This is a genomic window from Streptomyces sp. NPDC051662, assembly GCF_040681655.1.
Classification (GTDB): domain Bacteria; phylum Actinomycetota; class Actinomycetes; order Streptomycetales; family Streptomycetaceae; genus Streptomyces.
Genome location: NZ_JBFAZD010000001.1, coordinates 250,275 through 274,298, shown reverse-complemented (window position 1 = coordinate 274,298; position 24,024 = coordinate 250,275). Strand labels below are relative to the sequence as shown.

Genomic DNA, 24,024 nt, shown 5'->3' with positions numbered 1-24,024 from the left:
CCGCGCCCTCGTGCGCTGTTGACGACGGCCGGCCGCCCGCGCGCGGCCGGCCGTCCGGCGCTCCCGGCACGCTCTCCGTCAGATGACGGTCACGCGGTGGCGTACCACCGCGTCGAACAGATACCCCTGCGTGTTGTGGACAGCCACCTCGGGTTGGACGTGACCCGAACTGTCCGTCGCGCGCGCCAGCAGCACGGCGGGGCCCGGACCGCCCGGTGTCCACTCGGCGGACCAGCGGACCCAACTGCCGCGCCGGGGCGTGTCGTGCAGACGCGCCCGCCTCCAGCGTGCCCCGCCGTCGGTACTGATCTCCACCGACCGTACCGGCGCTCCGCCCGACCAGGACCGCCCGGTCAGCACGCGCGGCCGATGGGCGGTGACAGTGGCGCCGTCCGCCAGTTCGAAGGCGCTCTTGAGGATCTGCCGGGTCAGCGGCGCACTGCCCTCGGGCGGATAGCCGGCGCCGAACAACCGGTAGAGGGTGGTGTTCCAGGGGCTGTACAACGGCTCGGCGCTCACCTCGATGTCACCGAGCCACTTGATGTTCGCGATGCCCACCCAGGACGGGACGATCAGCCGGACCGGATACCCGTGGTCGGGCGGCAGCGGCTCGCCGTTCAGTTCGTACGCGAGCAGTACGTCGTCCAGCGCCTTCGCCACCGGCAGCGGCCGGCGTACCCGGCCCAGATTCGTTCCCTCGCTGATGACCTCGTCGTCCAGGCCGCGCGGCAGGATGTCGACGGCGTCGGGGCTCAGATCCGCGCGGCGCAGCACCTCGGCGAGCCGCACCCCGCGCCACTGTCCGACCCCGATGGCGCCCAGCGTCCAGGCCGTACCGGACACCTGCTGGTTCTGCTGGGTGGCGTAGTAACTGCGACCGTTGCCCGCGCACTCGATGAACGCCGTACGGGTCACGGACGGGAGCGCGCGCAGATCGTCGTAGCCGAAGTCCACCGCGCCGCCGCGCAGTCCGTTCCCCCAGATCCTCAATGTCCAGTCGGCGGCGTCGATCCGGGGTGTGACGGTGTGGTTACGGACGAAGAAGTGGCTCGCGGGCGTGTGCGGTCCGGTGCCGCGCAGCGCCGCGAAATTGGTCTCGGCGTTGGTGCCCCGGATGGTGAACACCTCGGACGGCAGCGGCTTCACGATGCCGGGAGCCGCGCCGGGGGCCGCGGGCGCCGCAGGGCTCGCGGGCGCCCGCGAGGCGGCCCGCGCCATGCCCGGCGCCGCCGCGGCGAGCGGTCCCGCGGCAGCGGCCGTCGCGAACAGCCGCAACAGATCTCTGCGTTCGACCCCGGCGGAGCGGGCGAGACCGCGCCGCCACTGGCGCAGCCGCACGCGGTCGTACGCGGATTCGTCGGATTCGGTGGATTCGGTGGATTCGGCCGGAGGAACGGGTGCCACGGACATGCCGGGAGAGTCGCAGTGGCCCAAATGCCGCGTCAACCACGGCGCGAGGTATTTCATCCCGTCGCAATAACCGCCTTTTCCACGGGGCCGGAAGATTCTCCGATGAACGGCGTGACCTTTTGACCCGCTCAACAGATGAACGGGATGGAAGGTACCGCTGTTCGAGGGATACGAGGGTGAGGAGCCAACGATGAACGGCACGACGAGGACCATCTCCCGATGGGCGGTCGGCATCGCGGCGACGGCGGTGGTGACGGGGGTACCCGTGGGCGCGGCGAGCGCGGACGAGACACATCACAACTCGCACAACGGGTCGCGGTTCACACTGATCAACACCGGCCAGATCGACGACCCGATGGAGGATGTGCTGGAGCACACGCTCCTGTTGGGCGACGGCTACCGCTGGGACTGACCCGCCGCCGTCGGCCCACGGCACGGCCGCCGGGCGGGGAGGGCCACCGGCACCCTCCCCGCCCGGCCACACGTCCTAGCGGACCGGAGCCCCCGGGCCGAGCGGAATGCCCACCGCCCACCAGACGAGGAAGAGCAGGGTCCACGCGACCGTCATGGCCAGGGCCAGCGGCAGCGTGTACGAGGCCAGCGTGCCGATCCCCGCGCTCTTGCGGTAGCGCTGGAGGAAGCCCAGCGCCATCACGAAGTACGGGCTCATCGGGGTGATGGCGGTCGACCCCGAGTCGGCGATCCGGAACAGCGCCTGGGTCGTCTCGGCCGGCACGCTCACCAGCATCAGCATCGGCACCAGAACGGGCGCGCACATCGCCCACATCGCCGACCCGCTGGTCACCATGACATTGACCAGCGTCAGCAGGACGAGGATCAGCAGAAACACCAGGACGATCGGCATCCCGCTCTGCTCCAGCGCCTCCGCCGCCCTGACCGCGAGGACATCGCCGATATGCGTCCAGTCGAAGTACGCCAGGAACTGGGCGATCGCGAAGAACAGCACCAGCACCGGCGCCATCTGCATGATGCCCCGGCCCATCAGCCTCGGTACGTCACCGGCCGATGTGACCGAGCCCGAGCGGTATCCGTACACGATGCCCACCAGCCCGAAGACCAGCGCGACGACCGCCGCGATGCCGTCCAGGAACGGCGACTCCACGATGCTGCCGCCCTCACCACGCAGCGGTGACGACGGGGGCACCATGACGGCGACGAGCACCACGAGCGCCGCCAGCAGGGCGAGTACGGCCGCGCGCAGCGCCGAGCGTTCCCGCGCGCTGAGGGTGAGCGTGCCCAGGTCCTCCAGATCGGCGTCGGGATCCGCGTCGAGATCGGGCCGCCTGCTCAGGACGAACTTCGTCACCAGCGTGATGACGAGGGCCAGCAGCAGCGACGAGGCGATATTGAAGAACCAGTTGCTCAGCGGCGACACATACGCGTCGTCACCGCCCACGATCCGCGCCGCGGCGGTGGTGATCCCGGCGAAGATGGCGTCGTTGGGCGTGGGGACCGGGCTCGCGTCGTACCCCGAGGCGATGGAGGTGTACGCGACGACGATGCCGAGGATCGGGGAGCGCCCGACGGCCCGGAAGGCCAGCCCGCCCAGCGGTACGAGGATGATGTACGCGGCGGCCGAGGCGACATGGGAGACCGTGCCGGCGAAGGCGACGGCGAACACCACCCAGGAGGCGGGTACCCGCGAGACGCCGACCCGCATCAGCGCCGCGAGGAAGCCGGTGCGCTCGGCCACGGCGACACCCATGATCACCACGACGATGGTGGCCATCGGCGGGAAGGTCGCGAAGTTCTCGATCATCGTCGAGACGGCCATGGCGAGCCCGTCACCGCTGAGCAGGTTCTGCACCGTGACGGTCTTGTGGTCGCTGGGGGAGACGACGGAGACATCGGCGGCGGCCAGGATCGCGCTGATGACCGCGAGCAGGCCGGAGAGGATCCAGAACAGCCAGAACGGGTGCGGCAGTGCGTTGCCCGCCCGTTCGATGACGGCCATCGCGCGGACGACGCGCGGGAGTCGGGTCCCGTCGTCGGACCCTCCGCGGCTCGCGTCGGGTGGTGGGGAGGGTCTGCCTGGTGGTGCGGGTGTCGGCGTGGTCATGGGAGCGGGCTCCTTGCTCGGTTCCTGCGATCAGCGGGGACGGGGGGCGGGGCGGGTCTCAGTGACGGGGGGACGCGGGGGTACGGAACGGGCGCAGGAACTGCCACATGACCTCGTGCGCCTCGATGGTCCGGGTGGTGTAGCCGCCGCCGCTGTAGCTGTCGGCGCCGGGCCAGGTGTGTCCGCCGTCGGTGACCGCGACATGCCGTACCTCGGCACCGCGGTCGCAGCCGCGCCAGTGGGAGACGGTGATGTCGGGCTCGGTCACCCGGTCACGGGCGCGCGCGTCGCAGCCGTTGCGCTCGGCCCACTGCGCCACCCAGTCCTGGATGGCGGGGAGTCCGCGGTCGGCGTCCCCGGTGTACGGGATGGTGACGTCACCCGTGCCGTGGAAATCGATGAGGGGCACCGGACGGGACGGCTCACACGGCTCACCGGTGGGATAGAGGGCTGCGGCGACGGGCGCGATGGCGGCGATCCGGTCCGCCATGCGGCAGGCGAGCAGGGTGGAGACGAACCCCGCCCCGTTGGACTTCCCGGTGGCGTACACCCGCCGCTCGTCCACACAGAGGGTGGACTCCAGCCGGTCGAGGAGGTCTTCGGTGAACCGGACGTCGTCCACCCCCGCCGCCGCGTACGGCGCGCCCTGCCACGCCTGGCGGTCGCCGTCACCGGTGCCGATGACCCCGTTGGGGTAGACCACGACGGCCGGCAGGGTGGAGAGCTTGGAGAACTCCTCGGTCCCCGCACCGGTGTTGCCCCGGCCGTGGAAGGCGAGGACGACCGGCCAGTCACGCTTCTTCGCGTAGCCGTCCGGGAGATGGAGCTGATACGTCCGCTCCCGGCCGTCGCTGCTGATCGTGTGCGCCGCGCTGGTGCCGGCCGGCTGCGGGGCGGGCAGCCGGCAGGCGGCCTTGGACGCGCCGCGCGGACCGGGGGCGGCGGTCGCGGTCCCGGTCGTCGCGCCGGTCGCCGTGAGGCACAGGACGAGGCCCACGGCGGCGGTCGCCATCCGCTGGAGGGAATTCATGACAGGCTCCTTCTGCCGGACGCCTCGGGGCGGACGGCTCACTGGATTTCGGCAGGGGTGCCCCGTGCGGCGGGGCGGGGGTCGCGGCTCGGACGCGCGACGCATGGCACCTGAGGTGTGGTGACACCCGGGGTGCGCTGTGCGACACGTACCGCGCGCGGCGTGAGGGCCGATGGGGAGCGCTCAGGCGCGGGGCGGTACGCGAGGGGTGTGGTGACGGACCCGGCGGTGCGGGCGGGGTGCTGCCTACGGCACCACGCGCGCCGTTACGGTGGCGCGGGCGGCGTGGTGCCGGCTGCGGGGAAGTGGCGGGCGCGGGCGCCCGGTTCAGGCGTCCAGCCACTCCTTGACGAAGGCGACCACACGGACCACAACGGCGTCGACGACCGCCTGTCCGTCCTCGGTGGTCGCCCGGCGCGGGTCACCGAGGATGCCATTGGGGCTGAGCCGGTCGTAGCGCACCACGAGCGCGGGGTGGGCGCCGTGCCGCGAGAGCCGGGAGAGCGGGTCGAGTTGGGCGGTGGAGGTCGTACCGGCGGTGAGCCGGTCGGTGTGCACCAGTTCGGGCGCGAGATGGAGCATCTGCGCGGTCTCGGCCTCGCCGCTGTGACCGTGCACCTCGCTGACCCCCATCCCGGACACGACATCGGCCGCGAGCGGGGTGACGGGGGTCCAGGCGAACTGGAGATCGGGGTGGGTGGTGAGCAGATCCTGCGCCACCGTGGACAGGGTGGCGTTGTTGCCGCCGTGGCCGGTGATGACGAGCACCTTCCGCCAGCCGTGCCGGTACAGGCTCTCGACGTACTCGCGCACCACGGCGGCCAGGGTCGTGGTGGTGAGCGTGACCGTTCCGGCGAAGGCGAGATGGTGCGGTGAGACCCCGACCGGCAGCGCGGGACCGATCACCGCGCGGCCGGCCAGTGCGGCGGCCACGCGCTCGGCCACACCCTCGGCCCGGATCGTGTCCGTGGCCAACGGCATCGCCGGACCGTGCTGTTCGAACGCGCCGGCCGGGATGATCACCACGGGGCTCGCGGTGACGGCGGTGGCCGCCTCCTCGGTGGTCATCTCGGCGAGTCGCGGTGGCCGGGCGGCGTTCATCGGTGGCTCTCCAGATCGGTCGCGGCGCCGTCTTCCGTGGTCGCCGCGTCGGTGTGGGCCGTCCCGGTGTCCGGGAAGTCGGCGGCGAGGACCGCCTCGCGGATGAAGCCCAGATGTTCCCTGGTCAGCCGCTCGGCCGTGGCCGCGTCCCCGTCCCGTACCGCCTCGAAGATCTCCACATGCTCCGCGTGGTCCCGGGCGCGGTCGTTGTAGCGATGCCGGATCTCGACCTGCTCCCGCGCCCTGACCTGGAGCAGCGCCTCGACGGCCTCGCGCAGCAGCGCGTTGCCGCTCGCGGCGGCCAGCGCCACATGGAAGTGCACCCAGGCCCCCGGCGACTCGCGCGGCGGATGCAGCGCGTTGGCCGACGCGGTCCGCAACCGCTCCACCGCCTCAGGCACTCGGGTACGTGCCGCCGCGGCCGCGATGGCGGGTTCCAGGACCAGTCGCGCCTCGACGAGTTCGAGCACCGACTGGCGACTGCCGTGCGGCAGATGCGGGTTGGCGAGCAGCCGGCGCTCGCTGCCCGGCCCCACATAGGTCCCCGAGCCGTGCCGGAACTCCACCACGCCCGTGGCCTCAAGTCTGCGCAGGGCCTCGCGGACCGTGGGCGTGGTGACGTCGAACCGGCGGGCGAGGTCACGCGAGGACGCCAGGGCGTCCCCGGGGACCAGCCGTTCGGTGCGGATGATCTCGACGATGCTGTCCGCCAGATGCTCGGACAGTGACAGTTCACTGCGACTCATGAAGTGAATAGATCACTTGATCTCTTCGGGTGTCAATGGTCGTGCGCCGATGTATTTCCGACGCGTTACGGCCGCGCCCGGTCCAGGCTCTCCCGCTCGATCAGCCGGGGGAGCGGCACTTGTACGGTGCGGGCCCCGCCGCCGTCGAGCAACGCGGCCAGCTCCGTCGCGGCGATCCGGCCGAAGGCCACCGAGTCGCGGGAGAGCGCGGTGAGCCAGGGGCGCACCAGCCGGCACAGGGCCGAGTCCTCCCAGGAGATGACGGAGACATCGCCGGGTACGGAGAGACCGAGCCCGGCCGTCACCGCCGCCCCGGCCGCGGCCATCACATCGTTGTCGTAGATCAGGGCGGTCGGCGGGCGGTCCTCCTCCAGCACCCGGCGGGTCACCGCCGCGCCCTGGGTGTCGGAGTAGTCCGTGGTCAGCGAGCGCGCCTCGGGCAGCCCGCGCCGGTCGGCCTCGATCCGCAGCGAGCGGATACGGCGCTCCGTGTGCGCGAGTGAGGGCAGCCCCGCGATATGCACGATGCGGCGGTGCCCCAACGCGTGCAGCCGGCCCACGATGGCGGCCATCGCGCCCGCGTCATCGGCCCGTACCTGTGACAGACCGGGGTGGCGGCCCGTGTCGCCGGCGGGCAGCGCGCCGATGACGACACCGGGGAGCCCCAGCTCGTCCAGGAGATCGGGGCGGGGGTCGTCGGTCCTGGGGTCCACGACCAGTACGCCGTCGACGCGGTGCTCGGCCCACCACCGCCGGTAGACCGCGCACTCGGCGTGCACATCCTCCACCACCTGGAAAAGCAGGCCGAGTTGACGTTCTGACAGGATCTCCTGGATGCCGGAGATCAGCTGGAGGAAGAACGAGTCGACACCGAGGGTCGCCGCCGGACGGGCCAGCACCAGGCCGACCGTCGCCGAGCCCTCGCCCGACAGCGCGCGGGCGGCGGTACTGGGCCGCCAGCCCAGCTGTTCGGCGACCCGGCGTACCCGGTCGCGGGTCACCTCGGAGACCCCGGGGCGGTCATTGAGCGCGAAGGAGACCGCGCTCTCCGACACCCCGGCGCGCTGGGCGATGTCCTTCATGGTCGGACGGCGCGGGGGAGTACGTCTGGCCGTGGGCGTGTCCCTGTCCGACGGCGGGTTCGCTGCCACCCGTGTGCCTCTCTCTTCTCGCCTTCCCCGTCGCGTCCCCGGCGTTCCCGGTCGCGTTCCACGCTCCCGCTCCCGGGTGTGCAACGGGGGCATCGCAGGCCTTCCGGCCGTACCGGACGAGCCATGTGGACCCCGTACTAATGCGCTTGAGTCCTCGCATCCTAAAGCGCATTAGTGGCATACCGCAAGAAGAGCAAAAGGACCGCTCTGACCTGCTGTGATACCAGGAAGATGGGTCTTTGTCGCACGAATGTGTTGACTTTCACGCCAACACATTGCAAGGTCTGTTGAAATTCACAGCCGTGGCCCGGAGCTCCGGCTGGCCGTACGCACGCCTGGTCCGAGCAAAGGAGCCGTTCTCCGTGCGCATCTCCCGAAGAGCAGTCGCTGTCGCCGCTGTTCTCGCTTCCGTACTGCCACTCAGCGCCTGCAGCGGCGGTTCGGGTGACGATTCCTCCGACGCCTCGGGCCCCGTCAAGGGCAAGATCACCTTCCAGACCTGGAACCTCCAGGCCAACTTCAAGGACTACTTCAACGGAGTCATCAAGGACTTCGAGAAGAAGTACCCCGACACCGAGGTGAAGTGGGTCGACCGGCCGGCCGAGGGCTACGCCGACAAGCTGAGCGCCGACGCCGCCGGCGGCACGCTGCCGGACGTCGTCAATGTCTCGCCGGACCTGGTGGCCCCGCTGGCGAAGGCCGGGCTCGCGCTCGACCTCGACAAGGACGAGACGGCGGCCTCGTTCCGCGACGAGTATCTGCCGGGCGCGTGGCAGAGCCACCAGCTCCCGGGCATGGACGGCACGTTCGGCTTCCCCTGGTACCTCAACACCGGCCCGATGTTCTACAACAAGCGGCTCTTCGAGGAGGCCGGACTCGACCCCGAGAAGCCGCCGACGACCTACGACGAGGTCTTCGACCAGGGGCTCAAGCTGGCCGAGCAGAGCGACGGCGAGATAGCCACGCTCGCGCAGGTGCCCACCATCGAGGACTTCGGCCGCTACGGCGTCCAGCTGATGAACAAGGAAGGCACCGGCTTCGCCTTCAACGACGCCAAGGGGGTGGAAATGCTCACCCGCTACAAGGAGCTGTTCGACAAGAAGGCGCTCGACCCGCAGGCGCTGACCGCCACGCCCGAGTCCTCCGGAACCAAGTTCCTCACCGAGTCCGTGGCCATGAACCCGGGCAGCGCGCTGGACCTGGAGAACTTCAAGACCAAGGCCCCGACGCTCTACAAGAACATCGGGATCACCGACCAGGTCACCAGCACCGGCAAGGTCAACATGTACGTCATGGGCGTCATGGTGAACGCGAAGACCCAGCAGAAGCCCGCCGCCGTGGCGTTCGCCCACTTCGTGACCGACGCGACCCGCCAGATGTCCTTCGCCAAGCAGGTCGCCATCTTCCCGAGCACCAAGGGCTCCCTGGACGACCCGTACTTCACCAAGGAGGACGGCACCGACGAGACGCGCGTACGCGTCGCCGCCGCCAAGTCCCTGAAGACGGCAGTCAATTACACGCCCGTCCTGTTCAGCGAGCAGATGAAGACCGAGCTGCGCAATCAGGTCGCCAAGGCGCTCCAGGGCAAGCAGAGCCCCCAGGAGGCGCTCGACCGCGCGGTCGAGGCCTGCGACACCCTGCTCAAGCAGAGCTGAGAGCCGAGCCCCGCACCATGAAGAGCACCACCGCCCCCAGGGCGCTCCCTCCGGACGCCGCCGCGGCGGGGCCCACGCACCGGAGCTCCGGCTCCGGCCGTGGGCCCCGCCGCGGCCCCGCGACCGCCATCAGACGCCAACTGCCCTCCAGTCCCTGGCTGTTCGCCGCGCCGGGACTGCTGATCGTCGGCGCCTTCAGCCTCTATCCGTTCCTCAGCACGCTGGTCAACTCCTTCACCGACCGGCGGACCCTGGTCCCCGGCGAGTTCGTGGGGCTGGCCAACTTCCGGGAACTGATCCAGGACGAGATGTTCTGGATCGGCCTGCGCAACAGCGCGCTCTATGTCGTCGGGGTCGTCCCGGCGCTGATCATCCTGCCGTTGCTGCTCGCCATGCTCGTCCAGCGCAACATCCCCGGCATCACCTTCTTCCGCTCCGCCTTCTACACCCCCGTGGTCGCCTCGATCGTGGTGGTCGGGCTGATCTGGGTGTGGATGCTGGACGACCGGGGGCTGATCAACGCGGTGCTCGAAGCGGTGGGGGTCGGCAGGATCGGCTTCCTCAGCGACCAGTGGCTGCTGCTGTTCAGCGCGATGGCCGTCACGGTCTGGAAGGGCCTCGGCTACTACATGATCATTTACCTGGCCGCGCTGGCCAACGTACCGCGTGAGCTGCACGAGGCCGCCGCCGTGGACGGGGCGGGCGCCATCCGCCGCTTCGTCACCGTCACCGTACCGGCGGTCCGTTCCACCATGGTCCTCGTCGGCGCGCTGTCCTCGGTCGCCGCCTTCAAGGTGTTCTCCGAGGTCTATCTGATGGCCGGGCCCAGCGGTGGTCCCGCCGGCGAGGACACCACACTGGTGATGCTCGTCCAGCGCGTCGGGACCGGACTGAGCGGCCGGGTCGGCTACGCCTCCGCCATCTCCGTGGTGGTCTTCGTCGTCACCGTCGCCCTGATGCTGCTGGTGCTCCGCGCCGACCGCAAGGAGGACGCGTGAGCTTCCCGAAGACCATCGACGCCGACGGCCGGCGTATCGCGCCCTGGCAGCTCGCGCTGCGGTACGCCCTGCTGCTCGTGATGCTGGTCGTGCTGATCGGGCCGTTCGTGTGGCAGCTGTCCACCTCGCTCAAGGGCATGCACGAGGACATCTACAGCTCCCCGCCGAAGTTCTTCCCGAGCGACCCCACCCTGGACAACTTCGGCCGGGTCGCCGAGATCATCCCCGTCTGGGACTACGCGTTCAACTCGCTCAAGGTCGCCTCCGCCAATGTGATCACCAACTGCGTCGGCGCCGCGCTGGCCGGCTACGCGCTGGCCCGGATGCGCTACCGGGGCCGCCGCGCCGCGACCCTGGCGTTCATCCTCGCCATGCTCGTGCCCGTCGAGGGCATCATCATCGCCCAGTTCACCACCATGCGTGATCTCGGTCTGAACAACACCCTGCTCGGGGTGTTGCTGCCCGGATCGATCGGCGCGATGAACGTCCTGCTGATGCGCAACGCCTTCCTCAACCTCCCGCAAGAGGTGGAGGAAGCGGCCTTCGTCGACGGGGCCAACGTCTGGCAGCGGTTCCTGCGGATCGCGCTGCCGTCGGTCAAGGGCACCCTCGCGGTGGTGGCGATCTTCGCCTTCATGGGCGCCTGGGACGACTTCCTCTGGCCGCTGATCGTCCTCAGCGACCCGGAGAACTTCACCCTGACCATCGGACTGAACTATCTGCACGGCACCTTCGCCCAGGACCCACGGCTGGTCGCGGCCGGTACGGTCATCGCCGTCGTACCGCTCATCGTGCTCTTCGCCTGTCTCCAGCGTTACTTCTTCCGAGGCGTCGGCGAAGGCGCCGTCAAGGGCTGACCGGCCCGGCCCATGGATCCCGTACCCCCCGCCCGTACTCCTCGCACCCCCCGCCCGCTGTCCAACGCACCACAGAACCAGGACATCGTTGCCAGTATGAGCACTCCCGCGCCCCGCTTCGGCGCCAACTACACGCCCAGCCAGGGCTGGTTCCATCACTGGCTGGACTTCGATCTCGACGAGGTACGCGCCGACCTCGACTCGATCGCGGGACTCGGCCTTGACCACATCCGGGTCTTCCCGCTCTGGCCGCTCTTCCAGCCCAACCGGACGCTGATCAGGCCCCGCGCCGTCGAGCAGCTCGTCCAGCTCGCCGACGCCGCCGCCGAACGCGGTCTGGACGTCAATGTCGACGGACTCCAGGGGCACTTGTCGAGCTTCGACTTCCTGCCCGCCTGGACCCAGACCTGGCACCGGCGGAACATCTTCACTGACAACGATGTCGTCGCCGGGCAGGCCGAGTATCTCCGTACGCTCGCCGCCGCCCTCGCCGACCGGCCGAACTTCCTCGGCATGACCATCGGCAACGAGATCAACCAGTTCTCCGGGCCGCCGCACCCCGATCCCGACCCCATCACCCCCGCGCAGGCCGCCGACTGGCTCCGGCGGCTGCTGGACGCCTGCGAGGAAGGGGCGCCCGGCAAGCTCCATCTGCACGCCGAGTACGACGCCGCCTGGTATCAGGACGAGCACGCCTTCACCCCCGCGCACGCGGCCAGGATCGGCGCCGTCACCGCCGTACACTCCTGGGTCTTCAACGGCACCGCGCAGCGGCACGGCAGGACGGGCACCGCCACCGAGCACCACGCCGCCTATCTGATCGAGCTGTCCAAGGCATGGGCGCTGGAACCGCACCGGCCCGTCTGGCTCCAGGAGGTCGGCGCCCCGGCGCCGCTGATCCCGGCCGAGCACGCCGCCGCCTTCACCGAGGCGACCGTGGCCAACGCGCTGGACTGCCCCGATGTCTGGGGCGTCACCTGGTGGTGCTCGCACGATGTGTCGCGCTCGCTCGCCGACTTCCCCGAACTGGAATACAGCCTCGGTCTGCTGACGAACGACCGGAAGGTCAAGCCGGCCGGGGAGTCCATCGCCCGGATCGTCGAGGAGTGGCGCGGCAGAACGTACCGCCCGGCGCCCCGCACCACCGCGCTGGTGGTCGACATCGGGGACGACGAGACCGCGGACTACCCGACCGGGGACGGTGAGCGGGCGCCCGCCCGGAGCACCTGCCGTCCCGGCGGCGCGTTCTTCGAGGCCTTCGCACGGCTCACCGAGGCCGGCGCCCGTCCCACCGCCGTCCTCGCGAGCCGCGCCGAGGACAGGGAGCATCTGGCCGCCCGCGGTATCACCGAGGTCGTCCACCCGGACCAGGTCCGGTGAGCCGGACGAGTCAGGTGAGTCCGGTGCCAGGGGAGACGGACAGGCCCTGAAACCCATGGCCCGGATCCCCCGACCCGTGTACGAGTAGTCCTGATCCCTACCGGTAACCCGCACCCATACGCATCTCAGGAGCACCCCTTCATGCACGACGACCGCAGCCTGGTGGAGGCCCGTCTCAAGCGCGTCCTCGACGAGCGCATCCGGCCCGCCGTATACCCCGAATCGATACCGCTGGACGTCGCGGTCTGGAACGCGCCGGGCGAACCCGTACCCGTCGAGGAGGGCCTGGCGGGCCCGACCGAGCCGGTCAGGACCGGTGACCGGTGGGGCGCGCCCTGGGGCACCAGTTGGTTCCGGGTCTCGGGGACCGTGCCCGAGAACTGGGCGGGCCGTACGGTCGAGGCGATCCTCGACCTCGGCTTCGACGAGAACATGCCCGGCTTCCAGTGCGAGGGCCTGGTCTACCGGCCCGACGGCACCCCGGTGAAGGGCCTCAACCCGCGCAACCAGTGGGTACGGATCGGAGCGCCCGTCGCGGGCGGCGAAGAGGTCCTGCTCCATGTCGAGGCCGCCTCCAACCCGGTCATCCTCGACTACCACCCCTTCCTGCCGACTCGGCTCGGTGACAAGGAGACCGCGGGCAGCGAGCCGCAGTACACCCTGGCCCGGATGGATCTCGCGGTCTTCGACGAGACCGTCTGGCAGCTGATCCAGGACCTGGAGGTGCTGGGCGAGCTGATGGCCGAACTGCCCGTGGACGGCGCCCGCCGCTGGGAGATCCTGCGCGCGATCAGCCGCGCGCTCGACGCGGTCGACCTCCAGGACGTGAACGGCACCGCGGGGGCCGCCAGGGAGCGGCTCGCCGAGGTGCTGGCGACCCCCGCGCCGCCGACCGCCCACCGCCTCAGCGCGGTCGGCCACGCCCATATCGACTCCGCCTGGCTGTGGCCGCTGCGCGAGACGGTACGCAAGGTCGCCCGTACGACCGCCAATATGACCGCGCTGCTTGAGGACGAGCCGGAGTTCGTCTTCGCGATGTCGCAGGCGCAGCAGTTCGCCTGGATCAAGGAGCACCGGCCCGAGGTCTACGCCAAGGTCAAGCGGGCGGTGGCCGAGGGCAGGTTCGTACCGGCCGGCGGTATGTGGGTGGAGTCCGACACCAATATGCCCGGCTCCGAGGCGATGGCCCGGCAGTTCGTGCACGGCAAGCGCTTCTTCCTCGACGAGTTCGGCATCGAGAACGACGAGGCGTGGCTGCCCGACACCTTCGGCTTCGCGGCGGGACTTCCGCAGATCATCAAGGCCGCCGGGTCCAAGTGGCTGCTCACCCAGAAGATCAGCTGGTCCACGATCAATAAGTTCCCGCACCACACCTTCCGCTGGGAGGGCATCGACGGCACCCGCGTCTTCACCCATTTCCCGCCCGTCGACACCTACAACTGCTCGATGACGGGCGAGCAGATCGCGTACGCCGCCAAGAACTTCAAGGAGAAGGGCGTCGCCAGGCACTCCCTCGCACCGACCGGCTGGGGCGACGGAGGCGGCGGCACCACCCGCGAGATGATCGCCAAGGCGGCCCGGCTGCGCAGTCTCGAAGGCTCCGCGACCGTCGAGTGGGAGACACCCGGGGAGTTCTTCGCCAAGGCCGAGGCGGAGTACCCGAACCCGCCGGTCTGGGTGGGCGAGCTGTATCTGGAGCTGCACCGCGCCACCCTCACCAGCCAGGCGAAGACCAAGCAGGGAAACCGGCGCAGCGAGCATCTGCTGCGCGGGGCGGAGCTGTGGGCCGCGACCGCCACCGTACGGACCGGCGCGCCGTATCCGTACGAGCGGCTGGACCGGATCTGGAAGACCGTGCTCCTGCACCAGTTCCATGACATCCTGCCCGGCTCGTCGATCGCCTGGGTGCACCGCGAGGCGGAGAAGACCTACGCGGCCGTCGCGGCCGAGCTGAACGGGATCGTGGACACGGCGCAGCGCGCACTGGCGGGTGACCCGTCCGGCGGGACGACCCTGCTCTTCAACTCCGCGCCGCACGCGCGCGGTGGCGTCCCGGCGGGCGGCGCCGGACCGGTCGGCGGGAGCGGCAGCGCGCAGCTGTCGCCGCGCGAGGGCGGCGGGTACGCCCTCAGCAACGGGCTGCTGGAGGTGGAGATCGACGGCCGGGGCCTGGTGGTGTCCGTCTACGACATCAGCGCGGAGCGCGAGACCGTCGCCCCCGGCGAGGCCGCCAACCTCCTCCAGATCCACCCCGACTTCCCCAACCAGTGGGACGCGTGGGACGTGGATGAGTTCTACCGGAACACCGTCACCGATCTGACGGACCTCGACACGCTCACCCCGGTCGAGGAGGGCGACGCCCCGGCGGGCGCGCTGCCGGCCGGCGCGGTCGGTGTCCGTGTCGTACGCGGCTTCGGCTCCTCGAAGGTCACCCAGCTGCTGACGCTCGCCCCCGGGGTCAAGCGGCTCGACATCGACACCGAGGTCGACTGGCACGAGACCGAGAAGTTCCTCAAGGCGGCCTTCCCGCTGGATGTCCACGCCGAGCGGTACGCGTCGGAGACCCAGTTCGGCCATGTGTACCGGGCCACCCACACCAACACCAGCTGGGAGGCGGCCAAGTTCGAGGCGTGCAACCACCGCTTCGTCCATCTGGAGGAGCCGGGCTGGGGCATCGCACTCGTCAACGACTCGACCTACGGACATGACGTGACCCGTACGGTCCGCTCCTCGGACGCCGGTACGACCACGACCGTCCGGGTCTCGCTGCTGCGGGCCCCGCGCTTCCCCGACCCCGAGACCGACCAGGGCGTCCACCGCTTCCGGCACGCCCTGGCGCCCGGTGCGTCGATCGGTGACGCGGTCCGCGAGGGCTACCGCGTGAATCTGCCGGAGCGCCGGATCCCCGGCGACGCCGAGGTGGCCCCGCTGGTGAGCGTCGACAACGACGCCGTCGTCATCAGCGCCGTGAAGCTGGCCGACGACGAGAGCGGCGATCTGGTCGTACGGCTCTACGAGTCGACCGGCGGACGGGCCAAGGTACGGGTCGATGTCGGCCGCGAGGCCACCGGACTGGCCGTGACCGATCTGCTGGAGCGTCCGCTGGCGGATGTGGAGCCGCCGGTGCTGGCCGACGGATCGGTCCAGCTGGCGCTGCGCCCGTTCGAACTGGTCACGCTCCGGCTGACGCGCGGCTGACCGCGGGGCGGCACACGCGGCGGGCGCCCGGGAGAAAGGGGGCGTCCGCCGCCGTGCCGTCATGTGTGGGGCCGGTGATCCAGCGCCTGCGCGGCCACCAGATGGAGGAACTCCCGTTCGTTGCCCGCCAGGCCCGCCGCGTTGAGCGCCTCGTCCGCCTCGGCGATCGGGGCGGCGAGCAGCGGCGCCGCGAGGGACGCCTGCAACGGGTCGTCCAGCACGGCGCGTACGGCCGCCAGAAGACGCAGATAGGCCCGCGCCGCGGTGCACTCATCCGACGTGCTCGACGTAAGGGACGTGGTGGTGGTCATCCCGGCTTCCTCTCGATGGATCTGTCGGACCCTCAAGTCTCGGTCATGGGTCTGACAACCGGCCCGACGAGCGGCCGGGCCGCGGGCGCCGCCATGGCGCCCGCGGGCGCCGGGACCACAGCTCCGGCCAGGTCCTGACCAGCAGCCAGGCCGCGGACATCGCGAACAGCGCGGCGGTGATCAGCAGCCAACGTCCCAGGAAGACATCGATATCGAGCCGGGTGGCCGGCTCGTACGGCTCCGGGGTCCGCAGCACCAGCGGCCAGTACACCAGCAGCAACAGCGACGAGAGGAACGCCGGCACGCGTACGTAGTTGACGCCCGCGCGCGGCACCGGCCGCCGGCGCCGGGCCAGGGCGGTCCTGATGGCCCGGTCGCCGAGCGTGTACAGCGGCACCAGCACGAGATCGTGCAGCACCGCCGCGCCCACGAACCAGAGCACGATCAGCGGCCAGTCCCCGGCGAGCAGCCGGACCCCGGCGTATCCGCAGACCGCGAACGAAGCCAGCAGAATCAGGAGTTGGGCGGGCGACTCGCCGTACAGCCGGCGGAAGCGCCGTCGCACGTCCAGATGACGGCGCAGCTCCCGGAGGCTCACCCTGGGAACTCTCATACGGGCCATGACGACTCCCCGAAGCTCAGCCGCCGGACCCACTTGGTGTTCATCACACCCGGCGCGCCCGGCACGATGATCCGCGCCGGACGGCCGTGATCCGCCGACAGTTGGGCGCCGTTGACCCGCAGGGCCAGCAGCGAGCGCGGATCGCGTACCTGATTGTCCCGCAGGGCCACCTCCCGGAAGGAGCCGTGCGACTGCACCGACTCCACGAACACGCTCGGCGGCGCGTCCCCGAGCCCCACCAGGGCGGCGAGATCGCGCAGCCTGACCCCTTCCCAGTGCTGGTCGGAGGTGGACCAGCCCTCCACACAGGCGATCGGCAGCGCGGAGGTGTGCTGGGGCATACGCTCCAGCTCGGCCCGGGTCAGTACGGTCTCCCGGCTGCCGCCCCGTACGGTCAGCCGCCAGTCGGGACCGATGTCCCGCGTCCGGATCCCGACGGACCTCGCCGTCTTGTTGATCTGGAAGCCGTCAGGACCGGACCCGGGATTCCGGCCGTGCGGGGCGAGCAGCGCCGTACCGCGCAGCGAGCCCCCGATGCTCTGACCGGCCGTCACCACGAGCAGCGCCAGCGAGCCGAGCCCCACTATCCCGAGCGCCCCGCGCCGCGAGAGGGTGGGCGGCGCCGGATCGCGGGAGACCAGACCGGTCTCGTCCAGCGGTTCGGGTACGGTCCGCCCCACCGGAGTCCGCAGCTCCGCGCGGAGATCCCGGCCGCGCAGCGCCCGCACCGTACGCGGCAACCGCAAGGCCGCATGGGCGACGAACGCCCCGATGAACACCCACGCGCCGTAGAAGTGCAGCGGATAGAAGGAGCCGGGGAAGATGTACTCCAACTGGACGTTGAGCACGCCGGTGGCGAACTCGAACAGCGCGCCCCCGACGAGGAACAGCAGGGACAGCCGGTCCAGCGCGTGGCCGAGCGAGCGTACCGGCGGCATCACGAACAGCTTCGGCACGACCGACCACAGCTTCGCGAGCAGCACCGGTACGAGCACGATCCCGAGCGTCACATGCACGCCCTGCGTGACGCGGTAGAGCCAGTAGGGGTCGGTCGGCCAGGCGAAGACATAGAAGCCGAGGAGCCCCTTGTCCGGCGTCTTGTCATTGACCGGGGACAGATCGGGGTTGTACGCGAGATAGGACACCAGCCCCGTCAGGAAGAGGACGGGGATGCCGATCAGCAGCACCACGGCGAAGACGGACGTAAGCCAGGGGCCACGCAGCGGGCTGCGCCACGACGGGGTGAGACGGGCGGGGACGTTCATACCGGTGACCGTAGGGCGCGGGACGCGCCCGACGTGCCTTTCGGCTCATGACGAAACGCTGACGTCCGCCATTCGCCCCGAACGGCGGAGATCTGACGGTTCGATGACGCGGCCTGTCGATCGCCCCGGTACGGGTGATCGCGTGCCTAACGTGACGCCGTGACCCTGCTACCCCGCCCCGGCACGGGCTCCGAGACCGCGCAGACCCCGGACGCCGCGGGTACACCGCCCGACCCCGCACACCGCCCGGGCCGCCGACTCGACCGGGTGGCGGCCGGAGCGGGCGCGCTGCTCTTCGCCGTCGCCGCCGTGTCCGGCACCCTGATCGAGCACTTCGACGGGACCCTCCATGTCAGCTGGCCGCCTCTGCTGGCCCAGTGGATGCCGCATCTCGGCCCCGGCACGCTCCCGGCGCTCCTGACCGCCGTCGCGGTGATCGCGTACGGCCCGCCCCTCGCCGCCCGGCTGTCCTGGCGCCGGCTGACCTGGGCCAGCTGGGCCGCCGCGCTGGCCTGGACCTGGTCGCTGGCGCTGGTGGACGGCTGGCAGCGCGGTCTGGTCGGCCGGCTGACCACCCGGCACGAGTATCTGAGCGGTGTCGACCGGTTCGACGACATCCCCGCCACGCTGCGGGACTTCACCCGGCACATCCTGATCGGCCCGCCGGACAACTGGCCGACCCATATCGCGGGCCATCCGCCGGGCGCCATCCTGACGTTCGTCGGACTCGACCGGATCGGGCTCGGCGGCGGCGCGTGGGCCGCCGCGTTCTGTGTGGTCACCGGCGCCTCGACGGCCGCCGCCGTTCTTGTCACACTGCGCGCGCTGGGCGCCGAGCGCGCGGCGCGGGCGGCGGCCCCCTTCCTCGTACTCGCCCCGGGCGCCGTATGGGTCGGCGCCTCCGCCGACGGCTACTTCGCGGCCGTCGCCGCCTGGGCACTCGCCTTGCTGGCGCTCGCGGCAGGCCGTGGCGTCCGCGCGCCCTGGGCGGCGGCGCTCGGCTCCGGCCTGCTGTTCGGGGCGACGGTCCATCTGTCGTACGGGCTGACGCTGATGGTCGTCCCGGCCATCGCGGTGCTGGTCCTCGCTCATCGGGCGCTGCCGGTGGTGGGGCTCGCCGTGCTGGGGTTCGCGGCCGTGGCGGTGGCCTTCCTGCTGGCCGGGTTTCACTGGTGGGAGGCGTACGAACTGCTGGTGGAGCGCTACTACCAGGGCGTGGCCCGGGAACGCCCGTACGGCTACTGGGTATGGGCCAATGGAGCCTGTGTGGTGATCGCGGCGGGACTCGCCGCGGTCGCCGGGATCCGGCGTCTCCCGGCCGCCGTCCGCGGGGCCCAGGGGTCCGCCCGGGGGCCCGGGAACGCCGACCGGACCGTCGCCCTGCTGGTCGCCTCCGTGCTTCTGGCGCTGCTGGTCGCGGATCTGTCGGGGATGAGCAAGGCCGAGACGGAGCGCATCTGGCTGCCGTTCACGCTCTGGCTTCCGGCCGCCGCCGCGCTGCTGCCCGCCCGCGACCACCGAGGCTGGCTCGCGGCCCAGGGCTGTCTGGCTCTCCTCGTCAACCATCTGCTGCTGACGAGCTGGTGACCGCCGCGCGCGCCCCGGGCCCGCGCGGCGGGCCCCGGTTCAGACGTCGGCCGCGTACCGCCAGAAGTCCCGCATCAGCGGCGGCGGGGTCGGACCGGTCATCGCCAGCTGGCTGAGCAGGATCGCGACCGTCCCGGTGGACGGGGTGAGATGCGCGGCCGTCCCCGTACCGCCGACCCAGCCGTACCGTCCCGGCACATTCCAGGGATCGGTCTCCGCGACATCGACCGAGCCGCCGAACCCCCATCCCTGGCCCTCCAGGAACAGCGTGCTCGCCTCGCGCTGGGACGGGGTCAGCTGGTCGGTGGTCATCAGCCGGACCGACGCGGCCGACAGCAGCCGCCGGCCGCCGTCGGCCGTCCCCTCGGCGAGCAGCATCCGGGCGAAGGCGTACCAGTCGTCGGCGGTCGAGACCAGTCCGCCGCCGCCGGACGGGAACGCGGGCGGGCTGCTCCACTGACCGTCGGGGGCGTCGATCAGCTCGGGGCCGCCCGTCGGACCCGTCCCGTAGTAGCCGGTGAACCGGTCGAGCTTGCCCGCCGGTACCTCGAATCCGGTGTCGGCCATGGAGAGCGGCTCGAACAGCCGCTCCGCCAGGAATTCGGGCAGCGGACGGCCCGCGACCCGGGCGATCAGCACACCCAGGATGTCGGAGCAGGTGTTGTACAGCCAGACCTCGCCCGGCTGGTGCAGCAGCGGAATACGGGACAGCGCCGCCATCCAGGCGTCGGGCGCCGCCACGCGCCCCGGCTGTGGCGATCCCTGCCGCAACTCGCTGAACAGCAGTCCGACCGCGGGCAGCGAGAAGTCGGCCGGGAACCCGTACCCGGCGCGGAAGGTGAGCAGATCGGCCAGGGTGATCGCCCGTACGGCCGGGACCACGTCATCGACCGGACCGGCCGGTGTCCTGACGACCCTCGGTGCCGCCAGCTCCGGAAGCCAGGGCCCGACCGGGTCGTCCAGCGCGATCAGACCGTCATCGACCAGCATCATGACCGCCGCGGCCGTGACCGGTTTGGTGATCGAGGCGATGCGGAAGATCGAGTCCCTGGCCATCGGGGATGTGCCCTCGATATCGGTGGAACCGACGGTCGCCACCTCGATCCGGTCGCCGCGGGCCACCAGGCCCACCGCCCCCGGCATCGAGCCATTGCCGACGTGCTTCTCCAGGGTGTCGTGCAGCGTGGTCATCGGTCCACCTTCCCGAGTACGCGATCACGTGTGCGATCAGAGGGCAGACTCCCGGCGCCGCGCGAACTCATCGGACCGGAGCTCGCGCTTCCGGCGCGGTCGGTCACCGGGCGCGCGAGATCAGATAGGCGACCGTGGCCGGATCCGCCGGGAGGAATGTCTCGATGGCCAGCTCGGCGACCGTCACATCCATCGGGGTGTTGAAGGTGGAGATGGACGAGAGAAAGGAGAGCACCCGCCCGTCGTGCTCGATGACCATCGGCAGCGCGAAGCTCGGCCCCGCGACGGAACGGAGCACACCCGCGTCCCCGCCCGGCGCCCCGTCCCCAGCGGCAACCGCTTCCCCAGCGACCACCGCTTCCCCGGCCGCCACCGTCTCCCCGGCCGCCCCCGCGCCCTCCCGCGCCCCGGAGTCCGGCAGCGGATAGGCCGCGACCTCGTCGTACACGGCGCGCAGCGCGGCGGAGCGGTCCAGTGCGAGCTGGCGCTCCATCTGGTCCAGCAGATGCCCGCGCCACTCCGGCAGATTGCGGATACGCGGAGCCAGTCCCTCCGGATGGAGGGTGAGCCGCATCGCGTTGAGCGGGGGCGCGAGCAGCTTCGCGGGCAGTCCCTCCATCAGCATGGCGATGCCCCGGTTGGCCGCCACCACGGTGTACGTCGCGTCCACGACGACCGCCGGATACGGCTCGTACCCCCGGAGCAGCCGCTCCAGCCCTTCACGCACGGCGTGCATGGCCGGATCGTCCAGCGGCGTCTCGGTGAACCGGGGCGCGTAACCCGCCGCCAGCAGCAGGGTGTTGCGCTCCCGCACCGGCACATCGAGCCGCTCGGCGAGCCGCAGCACCATCTCCTCGCTGGGGCGGGCGCGGCCCGTCTCGATGAAGCTGATGTGCCGGGCGGACGAATCCGCCCGGATCGCCAGCTCCAGCTGGCTGACCCGACGCCGCTTGCGCCAGTCGCGCAGCAGGGGACCGACAGCCGGCTGCTCGGCGGCACGAGCCGCCGTGACCCCGGCCGTGACCTGAGCCGTCCTTCCGCGAGCTGCCATACGAGGACCGTAATGCACCGGTCCTGGCAGGGGCGTACGGGGTGCGCGCGGCACGGCGGGCCCGGCGGCGCGGAGTGACGACGTATCGTCGGCCGCGTCGCTGCCCGTCCCCGTAAGGAGCCCCGGCCATGGCCACCGAGCCGCTGTCGCAGAACGAGATCGAGGAGCTGCTGCGGGAGCTTCCCGGCTGGTCCGTGGAGAACGGCCTGCTGACCCGTACCTACCGGCTGGGCACGCACTTCGCGGCGACCGCGATGGTCGTCCATATCGCCCAGACCCAGGAGGAGTTGAACCACCACTCCGCGCTCACCCTGGGCTACAACACCGTCTCCCTCGCGGTGAGTACGCATGACGCGGGCGGCGCGCTCACAACACGCGACTTCGAACTGGCGCGGCGCGTCGAGGCGTTCGCCCCCGCGCACGGCGCCGCCTGACGCGCGTCGCCGGTCCCGCGGCCTGCCCTCCGGCCGGTCCATTTACGCTGGTGACATGGACGTACTGGCGGGACTCCTCGACGGACCTCGGGCGCGCGGAGCTTTTCTGCTGCGCATGGTGATGGAGCCGCCGTGGTCCGTCCGGATCGAGGACCGGGCCCCGCTCTGTCTGATGTGTGTCACCCGCGGTGAGGCCTGGATCGTCCCCGACGGTGGCGGTGATCCGGTGCTGCTGCGCCCCGGGGACGTCGCGATCGCCCGCGGCCCGGAGCCGTACATCACCGCCGACAGCCCCGGCACCGCGCCACGCGCGCTGATCGGCCCCGGCGGCGCCTGCCGCACGCTGGAGGGCGAGCCGCTCGCCCAGTCCATGCACCTGGGCGTACGGACCTGGGGCAACGCCCCCGACGGCGGGACGACCGTCCTCACCGGTACGTACCAGATGGACGGCGAGGTCAGCAGACGGCTGCTGGACGCGCTGCCGCCGCTGCTCCATCTGCCGGCCGACGTCTGGAACTCCCCGCTGACGCCCGTCCTCGACGACGAGATCTCCCGGGACGAGCCGGGCCAGAGCGTGGTGCTTGACCGGGTGCTGGATCTGATGCTGATCGCCGTGCTCAGGGCGTGGTTCGCCCGGCCCGGCGCGGAGGCGCCCGGCTGGTACCGCGCCATGGCCGATCCGGCGGTCGGCAACGCCCTGCGGCTGCTGCAGAACGAGCCGGCCCGAGCCTGGACGGTCGCCTCGCTCGCCACCGCGTGCGGGGTCTCACGGGCCGGGCTCGCCCGCCGCTTCACCGAGTTGGTCGGGGAGCCCCCGATGGCGTATCTCACCGGCTGGCGGCTCGCGCTCGCCGGGGATCTGCTGCGCGGCACGGACGCGACGGTCGAGTCGGTGGCCAGGAAGGTCGGCTACAGCGGTTCGTTCGCGCTGAGCGCGGCCTTCAAGCGGGTACGTGGTGTCAGCCCCCAGGAGTACCGTTCCGGCGCGCTGCCGGTCGGCTCGTAGCCCGGCCCGGACGACAGCGCCGTCGGCCGGAACCGGCCGACGGCGCCGCGGTGTCAGGGCTCAGCCGTTGACCTCCGCCGGGTCGGGACCGAGGCGCCTGCCCTCGTCCAGCGCGGCGAACGCCGCCAGATCGTCGGCGTCCAGCTCGAAGCCGAAGACGTCGATGTTCTCCTGGATCCGGGACGGGGTCACGGACTTGGGGATCACCACGTTCCCCAGCTGGAGGTGCCAGCGGAGCACCGCCTGCGCCGGGGTCCTGTCGTGCTTGCGCGCGATGGCGACCACCGTCGGGACATCGAGCAGCCCCTTGCCCTGGCCGAGCGGCGACCATGCCTCGGTGGCGATGGAGTGCTTCGCGTGGAACGCCCGGAACGCCGCCTGCTGGAGCTGCGGGTGCAGCTCGATCTGGTTGACGGCGGGGACCACGGAGGTCTCGCCGAGCAGCCGCTCCAGGTGCTCGGGAAAGAAGTTCGAGACGCCGATGGCCTTGGCGCGGCCCTCGCTCAGGATCCTCTCGAACGCCTTGTAGCTGTCGACATAGGTGTCGCGGGCCGGCAGCGGCCAGTGGATCAGATAGAGGTCGACATACTCCAGGCCGAGCTTCCCCAGCGAGGTGTCGAAGGCACGCAGCGTCGAGTCGTAGCCCTGCTCGGCGTTCAACAGCTTGGTGGTGACGAACAGTTCCTCGCGGGCGATCCCGGAGGCCGTGACGGCCCTGCCCGTGCCCTCTTCGTTGCGGTAGACGGCGGCGGTGTCGATGCTGCGGTAGCCGGCCTCCAGGGCGGCGCCGACGGCCCGTGTCGCCTCGTCGTCCGGGACCTGCCAGACGCCGAAGCCGAGCTGGGGCATCTCGATGCCGTTGTTGAGAGTGAGGGTGGGGACCTTGCTCACGAGCGGTCGATCCTAACGTCGTCGGTTGCTGCTCCGGAGTACAACGGTCACGGCGGCGGG

General features: G+C 71.1%; 21 protein-coding genes. 9 read left to right on the top strand and 12 right to left on the bottom strand.

Annotated elements, in window-relative coordinates:
• Nucleotides 1-78 precede the first annotated feature (78 nt).
• Nucleotides 79-1,410 carry a sulfite oxidase gene (locus AB0M67_RS01225; RefSeq protein WP_365741266.1) on the bottom strand — a complete coding sequence of 444 codons (1,332 nt, stop codon included), beginning with the start codon at nt 1,408-1,410 and terminating at the stop codon, nt 79-81.
• 190 nt (nt 1,411-1,600) lie between these two features.
• Between AB0M67_RS01225 and AB0M67_RS01220 the strand changes: the two genes are divergently transcribed.
• Nucleotides 1,601-1,822, top strand: a complete 222-nt coding sequence (locus tag AB0M67_RS01220) for a hypothetical protein (protein ID WP_249947624.1) — start codon at nt 1,601-1,603, stop codon at nt 1,820-1,822.
• A 75-nt stretch (nt 1,823-1,897) separates the two neighbouring features.
• Here AB0M67_RS01220 and AB0M67_RS01215 read toward each other — a convergent pair whose 3' ends face one another.
• From AB0M67_RS01215 to AB0M67_RS01195, 5 genes are all read right to left on the bottom strand, one after another.
• Nucleotides 1,898-3,490: an AbgT family transporter gene (locus AB0M67_RS01215; RefSeq protein WP_365741263.1), complete on the bottom strand. Its 1,593-nt coding sequence runs from the start codon at nt 3,488-3,490 to the stop codon at nt 1,898-1,900.
• A 58-nt stretch (nt 3,491-3,548) separates the two neighbouring features.
• The gene (locus AB0M67_RS01210) at nt 3,549-4,520 is read right to left on the bottom strand and encodes a ferulic acid esterase (RefSeq protein WP_365741261.1); all 972 of its coding nucleotides are present in this window, start codon (nt 4,518-4,520) and stop codon (nt 3,549-3,551) included.
• A gap of 327 nt (nt 4,521-4,847) precedes the next feature.
• On the bottom strand, nt 4,848-5,621 hold the full coding sequence (locus AB0M67_RS01205) for a creatininase family protein (RefSeq protein WP_365741259.1): 774 nt from the start codon (nt 5,619-5,621) through the stop codon (nt 4,848-4,850).
• On the bottom strand, nt 5,618-6,367 hold the full coding sequence (locus AB0M67_RS01200; RefSeq protein ID WP_365741257.1) for an FCD domain-containing protein: 750 nt from the start codon (nt 6,365-6,367) through the stop codon (nt 5,618-5,620). Before AB0M67_RS01200 ends, AB0M67_RS01205 begins: the two co-directional genes overlap by 4 nt.
• 65 nt (nt 6,368-6,432) lie before the next feature.
• Nucleotides 6,433-7,449, bottom strand: coding sequence for a LacI family DNA-binding transcriptional regulator (locus tag AB0M67_RS01195; protein WP_365741255.1), 1,017 nt, complete (start codon nt 7,447-7,449; stop codon nt 6,433-6,435).
• Between the two features lie 431 nt (nt 7,450-7,880).
• Here AB0M67_RS01195 and AB0M67_RS01190 point away from each other — a divergent pair, with 431 nt between their 5' ends.
• From AB0M67_RS01190 to AB0M67_RS01170, 5 genes are all read left to right on the top strand, one after another.
• Nucleotides 7,881-9,173 (top strand): sugar ABC transporter substrate-binding protein, encoded by a 1,293-nt coding sequence (locus AB0M67_RS01190; RefSeq protein WP_365741253.1) that lies wholly within the window; start codon nt 7,881-7,883, stop codon nt 9,171-9,173.
• A gap of 17 nt (nt 9,174-9,190) precedes the next feature.
• Nucleotides 9,191-10,171 carry a sugar ABC transporter permease gene (locus AB0M67_RS01185; protein ID WP_365741251.1) on the top strand — a complete coding sequence of 327 codons (981 nt, stop codon included), beginning with the start codon at nt 9,191-9,193 and terminating at the stop codon, nt 10,169-10,171.
• The gene (locus tag AB0M67_RS01180) at nt 10,168-11,028 is read left to right on the top strand and encodes a carbohydrate ABC transporter permease (protein ID WP_365741249.1); all 861 of its coding nucleotides are present in this window, start codon (nt 10,168-10,170) and stop codon (nt 11,026-11,028) included. The genes AB0M67_RS01185 and AB0M67_RS01180 overlap by 4 nt, the downstream gene beginning before the upstream one ends.
• 96 nt (nt 11,029-11,124) lie before the next feature.
• Complete coding sequence (locus AB0M67_RS01175) at nt 11,125-12,408, top strand: glycosyl hydrolase (protein WP_365741247.1); 1,284 nt, start codon at nt 11,125-11,127, stop codon at nt 12,406-12,408.
• Nucleotides 12,409-12,549: 141 nt separating this feature from the next.
• Entirely contained in the window at nt 12,550-15,606 is a 3,057-nt protein-coding gene (locus AB0M67_RS01170) for a glycoside hydrolase family 38 C-terminal domain-containing protein (protein WP_365741245.1), read from the top strand.
• Nucleotides 15,607-15,665: 59 nt separating this feature from the next.
• On the opposite strand, the gene AB0M67_RS01165 is transcribed toward AB0M67_RS01170, so the two are convergent.
• From AB0M67_RS01165 to AB0M67_RS01155, 3 genes are read right to left on the bottom strand one after another with little or no spacing between them, the layout of a single operon-like run.
• Nucleotides 15,666-15,917, bottom strand: a complete 252-nt coding sequence (locus AB0M67_RS01165) for a hypothetical protein (RefSeq protein ID WP_365741243.1) — start codon at nt 15,915-15,917, stop codon at nt 15,666-15,668.
• 43 nt (nt 15,918-15,960) lie between these two features.
• A complete protein-coding gene (locus tag AB0M67_RS01160) occupies nt 15,961-16,515 on the bottom strand; it encodes a hypothetical protein (protein WP_365741241.1) in 555 nt (184 codons plus the stop codon).
• Between the two features lie 11 nt (nt 16,516-16,526).
• Entirely contained in the window at nt 16,527-17,804 is a 1,278-nt protein-coding gene (locus AB0M67_RS01155) for a molybdopterin-dependent oxidoreductase (RefSeq protein ID WP_365741239.1), read from the bottom strand.
• 288 nt (nt 17,805-18,092) lie between these two features.
• Here AB0M67_RS01155 and AB0M67_RS01150 point away from each other — a divergent pair, with 288 nt between their 5' ends.
• On the top strand, nt 18,093-19,391 hold the full coding sequence (locus tag AB0M67_RS01150) for a hypothetical protein (protein ID WP_365741822.1): 1,299 nt from the start codon (nt 18,093-18,095) through the stop codon (nt 19,389-19,391).
• Between the two features lie 39 nt (nt 19,392-19,430).
• Here the strand turns inward: AB0M67_RS01150 and AB0M67_RS01145 are convergent, their stop codons facing one another.
• Both AB0M67_RS01145 and AB0M67_RS01140 read right to left on the bottom strand, forming a co-directional pair.
• On the bottom strand, nt 19,431-20,582 hold the full coding sequence (locus AB0M67_RS01145; RefSeq protein WP_365741237.1) for a serine hydrolase domain-containing protein: 1,152 nt from the start codon (nt 20,580-20,582) through the stop codon (nt 19,431-19,433).
• 103 nt (nt 20,583-20,685) lie between these two features.
• On the bottom strand, nt 20,686-21,633 hold the full coding sequence (locus tag AB0M67_RS01140; protein WP_365741235.1) for a helix-turn-helix transcriptional regulator: 948 nt from the start codon (nt 21,631-21,633) through the stop codon (nt 20,686-20,688).
• Between the two features lie 128 nt (nt 21,634-21,761).
• Between AB0M67_RS01140 and AB0M67_RS01135 the strand changes: the two genes are divergently transcribed.
• Both AB0M67_RS01135 and AB0M67_RS01130 read left to right on the top strand, forming a co-directional pair.
• Nucleotides 21,762-22,067 carry a 4a-hydroxytetrahydrobiopterin dehydratase gene (locus AB0M67_RS01135; protein ID WP_365741232.1) on the top strand — a complete coding sequence of 102 codons (306 nt, stop codon included), beginning with the start codon at nt 21,762-21,764 and terminating at the stop codon, nt 22,065-22,067.
• Between the two features lie 55 nt (nt 22,068-22,122).
• A complete protein-coding gene (locus AB0M67_RS01130) occupies nt 22,123-23,073 on the top strand; it encodes an AraC family transcriptional regulator (protein WP_365741230.1) in 951 nt (316 codons plus the stop codon).
• 60 nt (nt 23,074-23,133) lie between these two features.
• On the opposite strand, the gene AB0M67_RS01125 is transcribed toward AB0M67_RS01130, so the two are convergent.
• Nucleotides 23,134-23,964, bottom strand: coding sequence for an aldo/keto reductase (locus AB0M67_RS01125; RefSeq protein WP_365741228.1), 831 nt, complete (start codon nt 23,962-23,964; stop codon nt 23,134-23,136).
• Between the last annotated feature and the right edge of the window lie 60 nt (nt 23,965-24,024).

Coding starts and splice junctions, on each gene's coding strand:
- AB0M67_RS01215 (WP_365741263.1), bottom strand. CDS start 3,490: ATGACCACGCCGACACCCGCACCACCAGGCAGACCCTCCCCACCACCC.
- AB0M67_RS01155 (WP_365741239.1), bottom strand. CDS start 17,804: ATGAACGTCCCCGCCCGTCTCACCCCGTCGTGGCGCAGCCCGCTGCGT.
- AB0M67_RS01145 (WP_365741237.1), bottom strand. CDS start 20,582: ATGACCACGCTGCACGACACCCTGGAGAAGCACGTCGGCAATGGCTCG.
- AB0M67_RS01200 (WP_365741257.1), bottom strand. CDS start 6,367: ATGAGTCGCAGTGAACTGTCACTGTCCGAGCATCTGGCGGACAGCATC.
- AB0M67_RS01225 (WP_365741266.1), bottom strand. CDS start 1,410: ATGTCCGTGGCACCCGTTCCTCCGGCCGAATCCACCGAATCCACCGAA.
- AB0M67_RS01130 (WP_365741230.1), top strand. CDS start 22,123: ATGGACGTACTGGCGGGACTCCTCGACGGACCTCGGGCGCGCGGAGCT.
- AB0M67_RS01185 (WP_365741251.1), top strand. CDS start 9,191: ATGAAGAGCACCACCGCCCCCAGGGCGCTCCCTCCGGACGCCGCCGCG.
- AB0M67_RS01205 (WP_365741259.1), bottom strand. CDS start 5,621: ATGAACGCCGCCCGGCCACCGCGACTCGCCGAGATGACCACCGAGGAG.
- AB0M67_RS01140 (WP_365741235.1), bottom strand. CDS start 21,633: ATGGCAGCTCGCGGAAGGACGGCTCAGGTCACGGCCGGGGTCACGGCG.
- AB0M67_RS01135 (WP_365741232.1), top strand. CDS start 21,762: ATGGCCACCGAGCCGCTGTCGCAGAACGAGATCGAGGAGCTGCTGCGG.
- AB0M67_RS01220 (WP_249947624.1), top strand. CDS start 1,601: ATGAACGGCACGACGAGGACCATCTCCCGATGGGCGGTCGGCATCGCG.
- AB0M67_RS01175 (WP_365741247.1), top strand. CDS start 11,125: ATGAGCACTCCCGCGCCCCGCTTCGGCGCCAACTACACGCCCAGCCAG.
- AB0M67_RS01170 (WP_365741245.1), top strand. CDS start 12,550: ATGCACGACGACCGCAGCCTGGTGGAGGCCCGTCTCAAGCGCGTCCTC.
- AB0M67_RS01210 (WP_365741261.1), bottom strand. CDS start 4,520: ATGAATTCCCTCCAGCGGATGGCGACCGCCGCCGTGGGCCTCGTCCTG.
- AB0M67_RS01165 (WP_365741243.1), bottom strand. CDS start 15,917: ATGACCACCACCACGTCCCTTACGTCGAGCACGTCGGATGAGTGCACC.
- AB0M67_RS01195 (WP_365741255.1), bottom strand. CDS start 7,449: ATGAAGGACATCGCCCAGCGCGCCGGGGTGTCGGAGAGCGCGGTCTCC.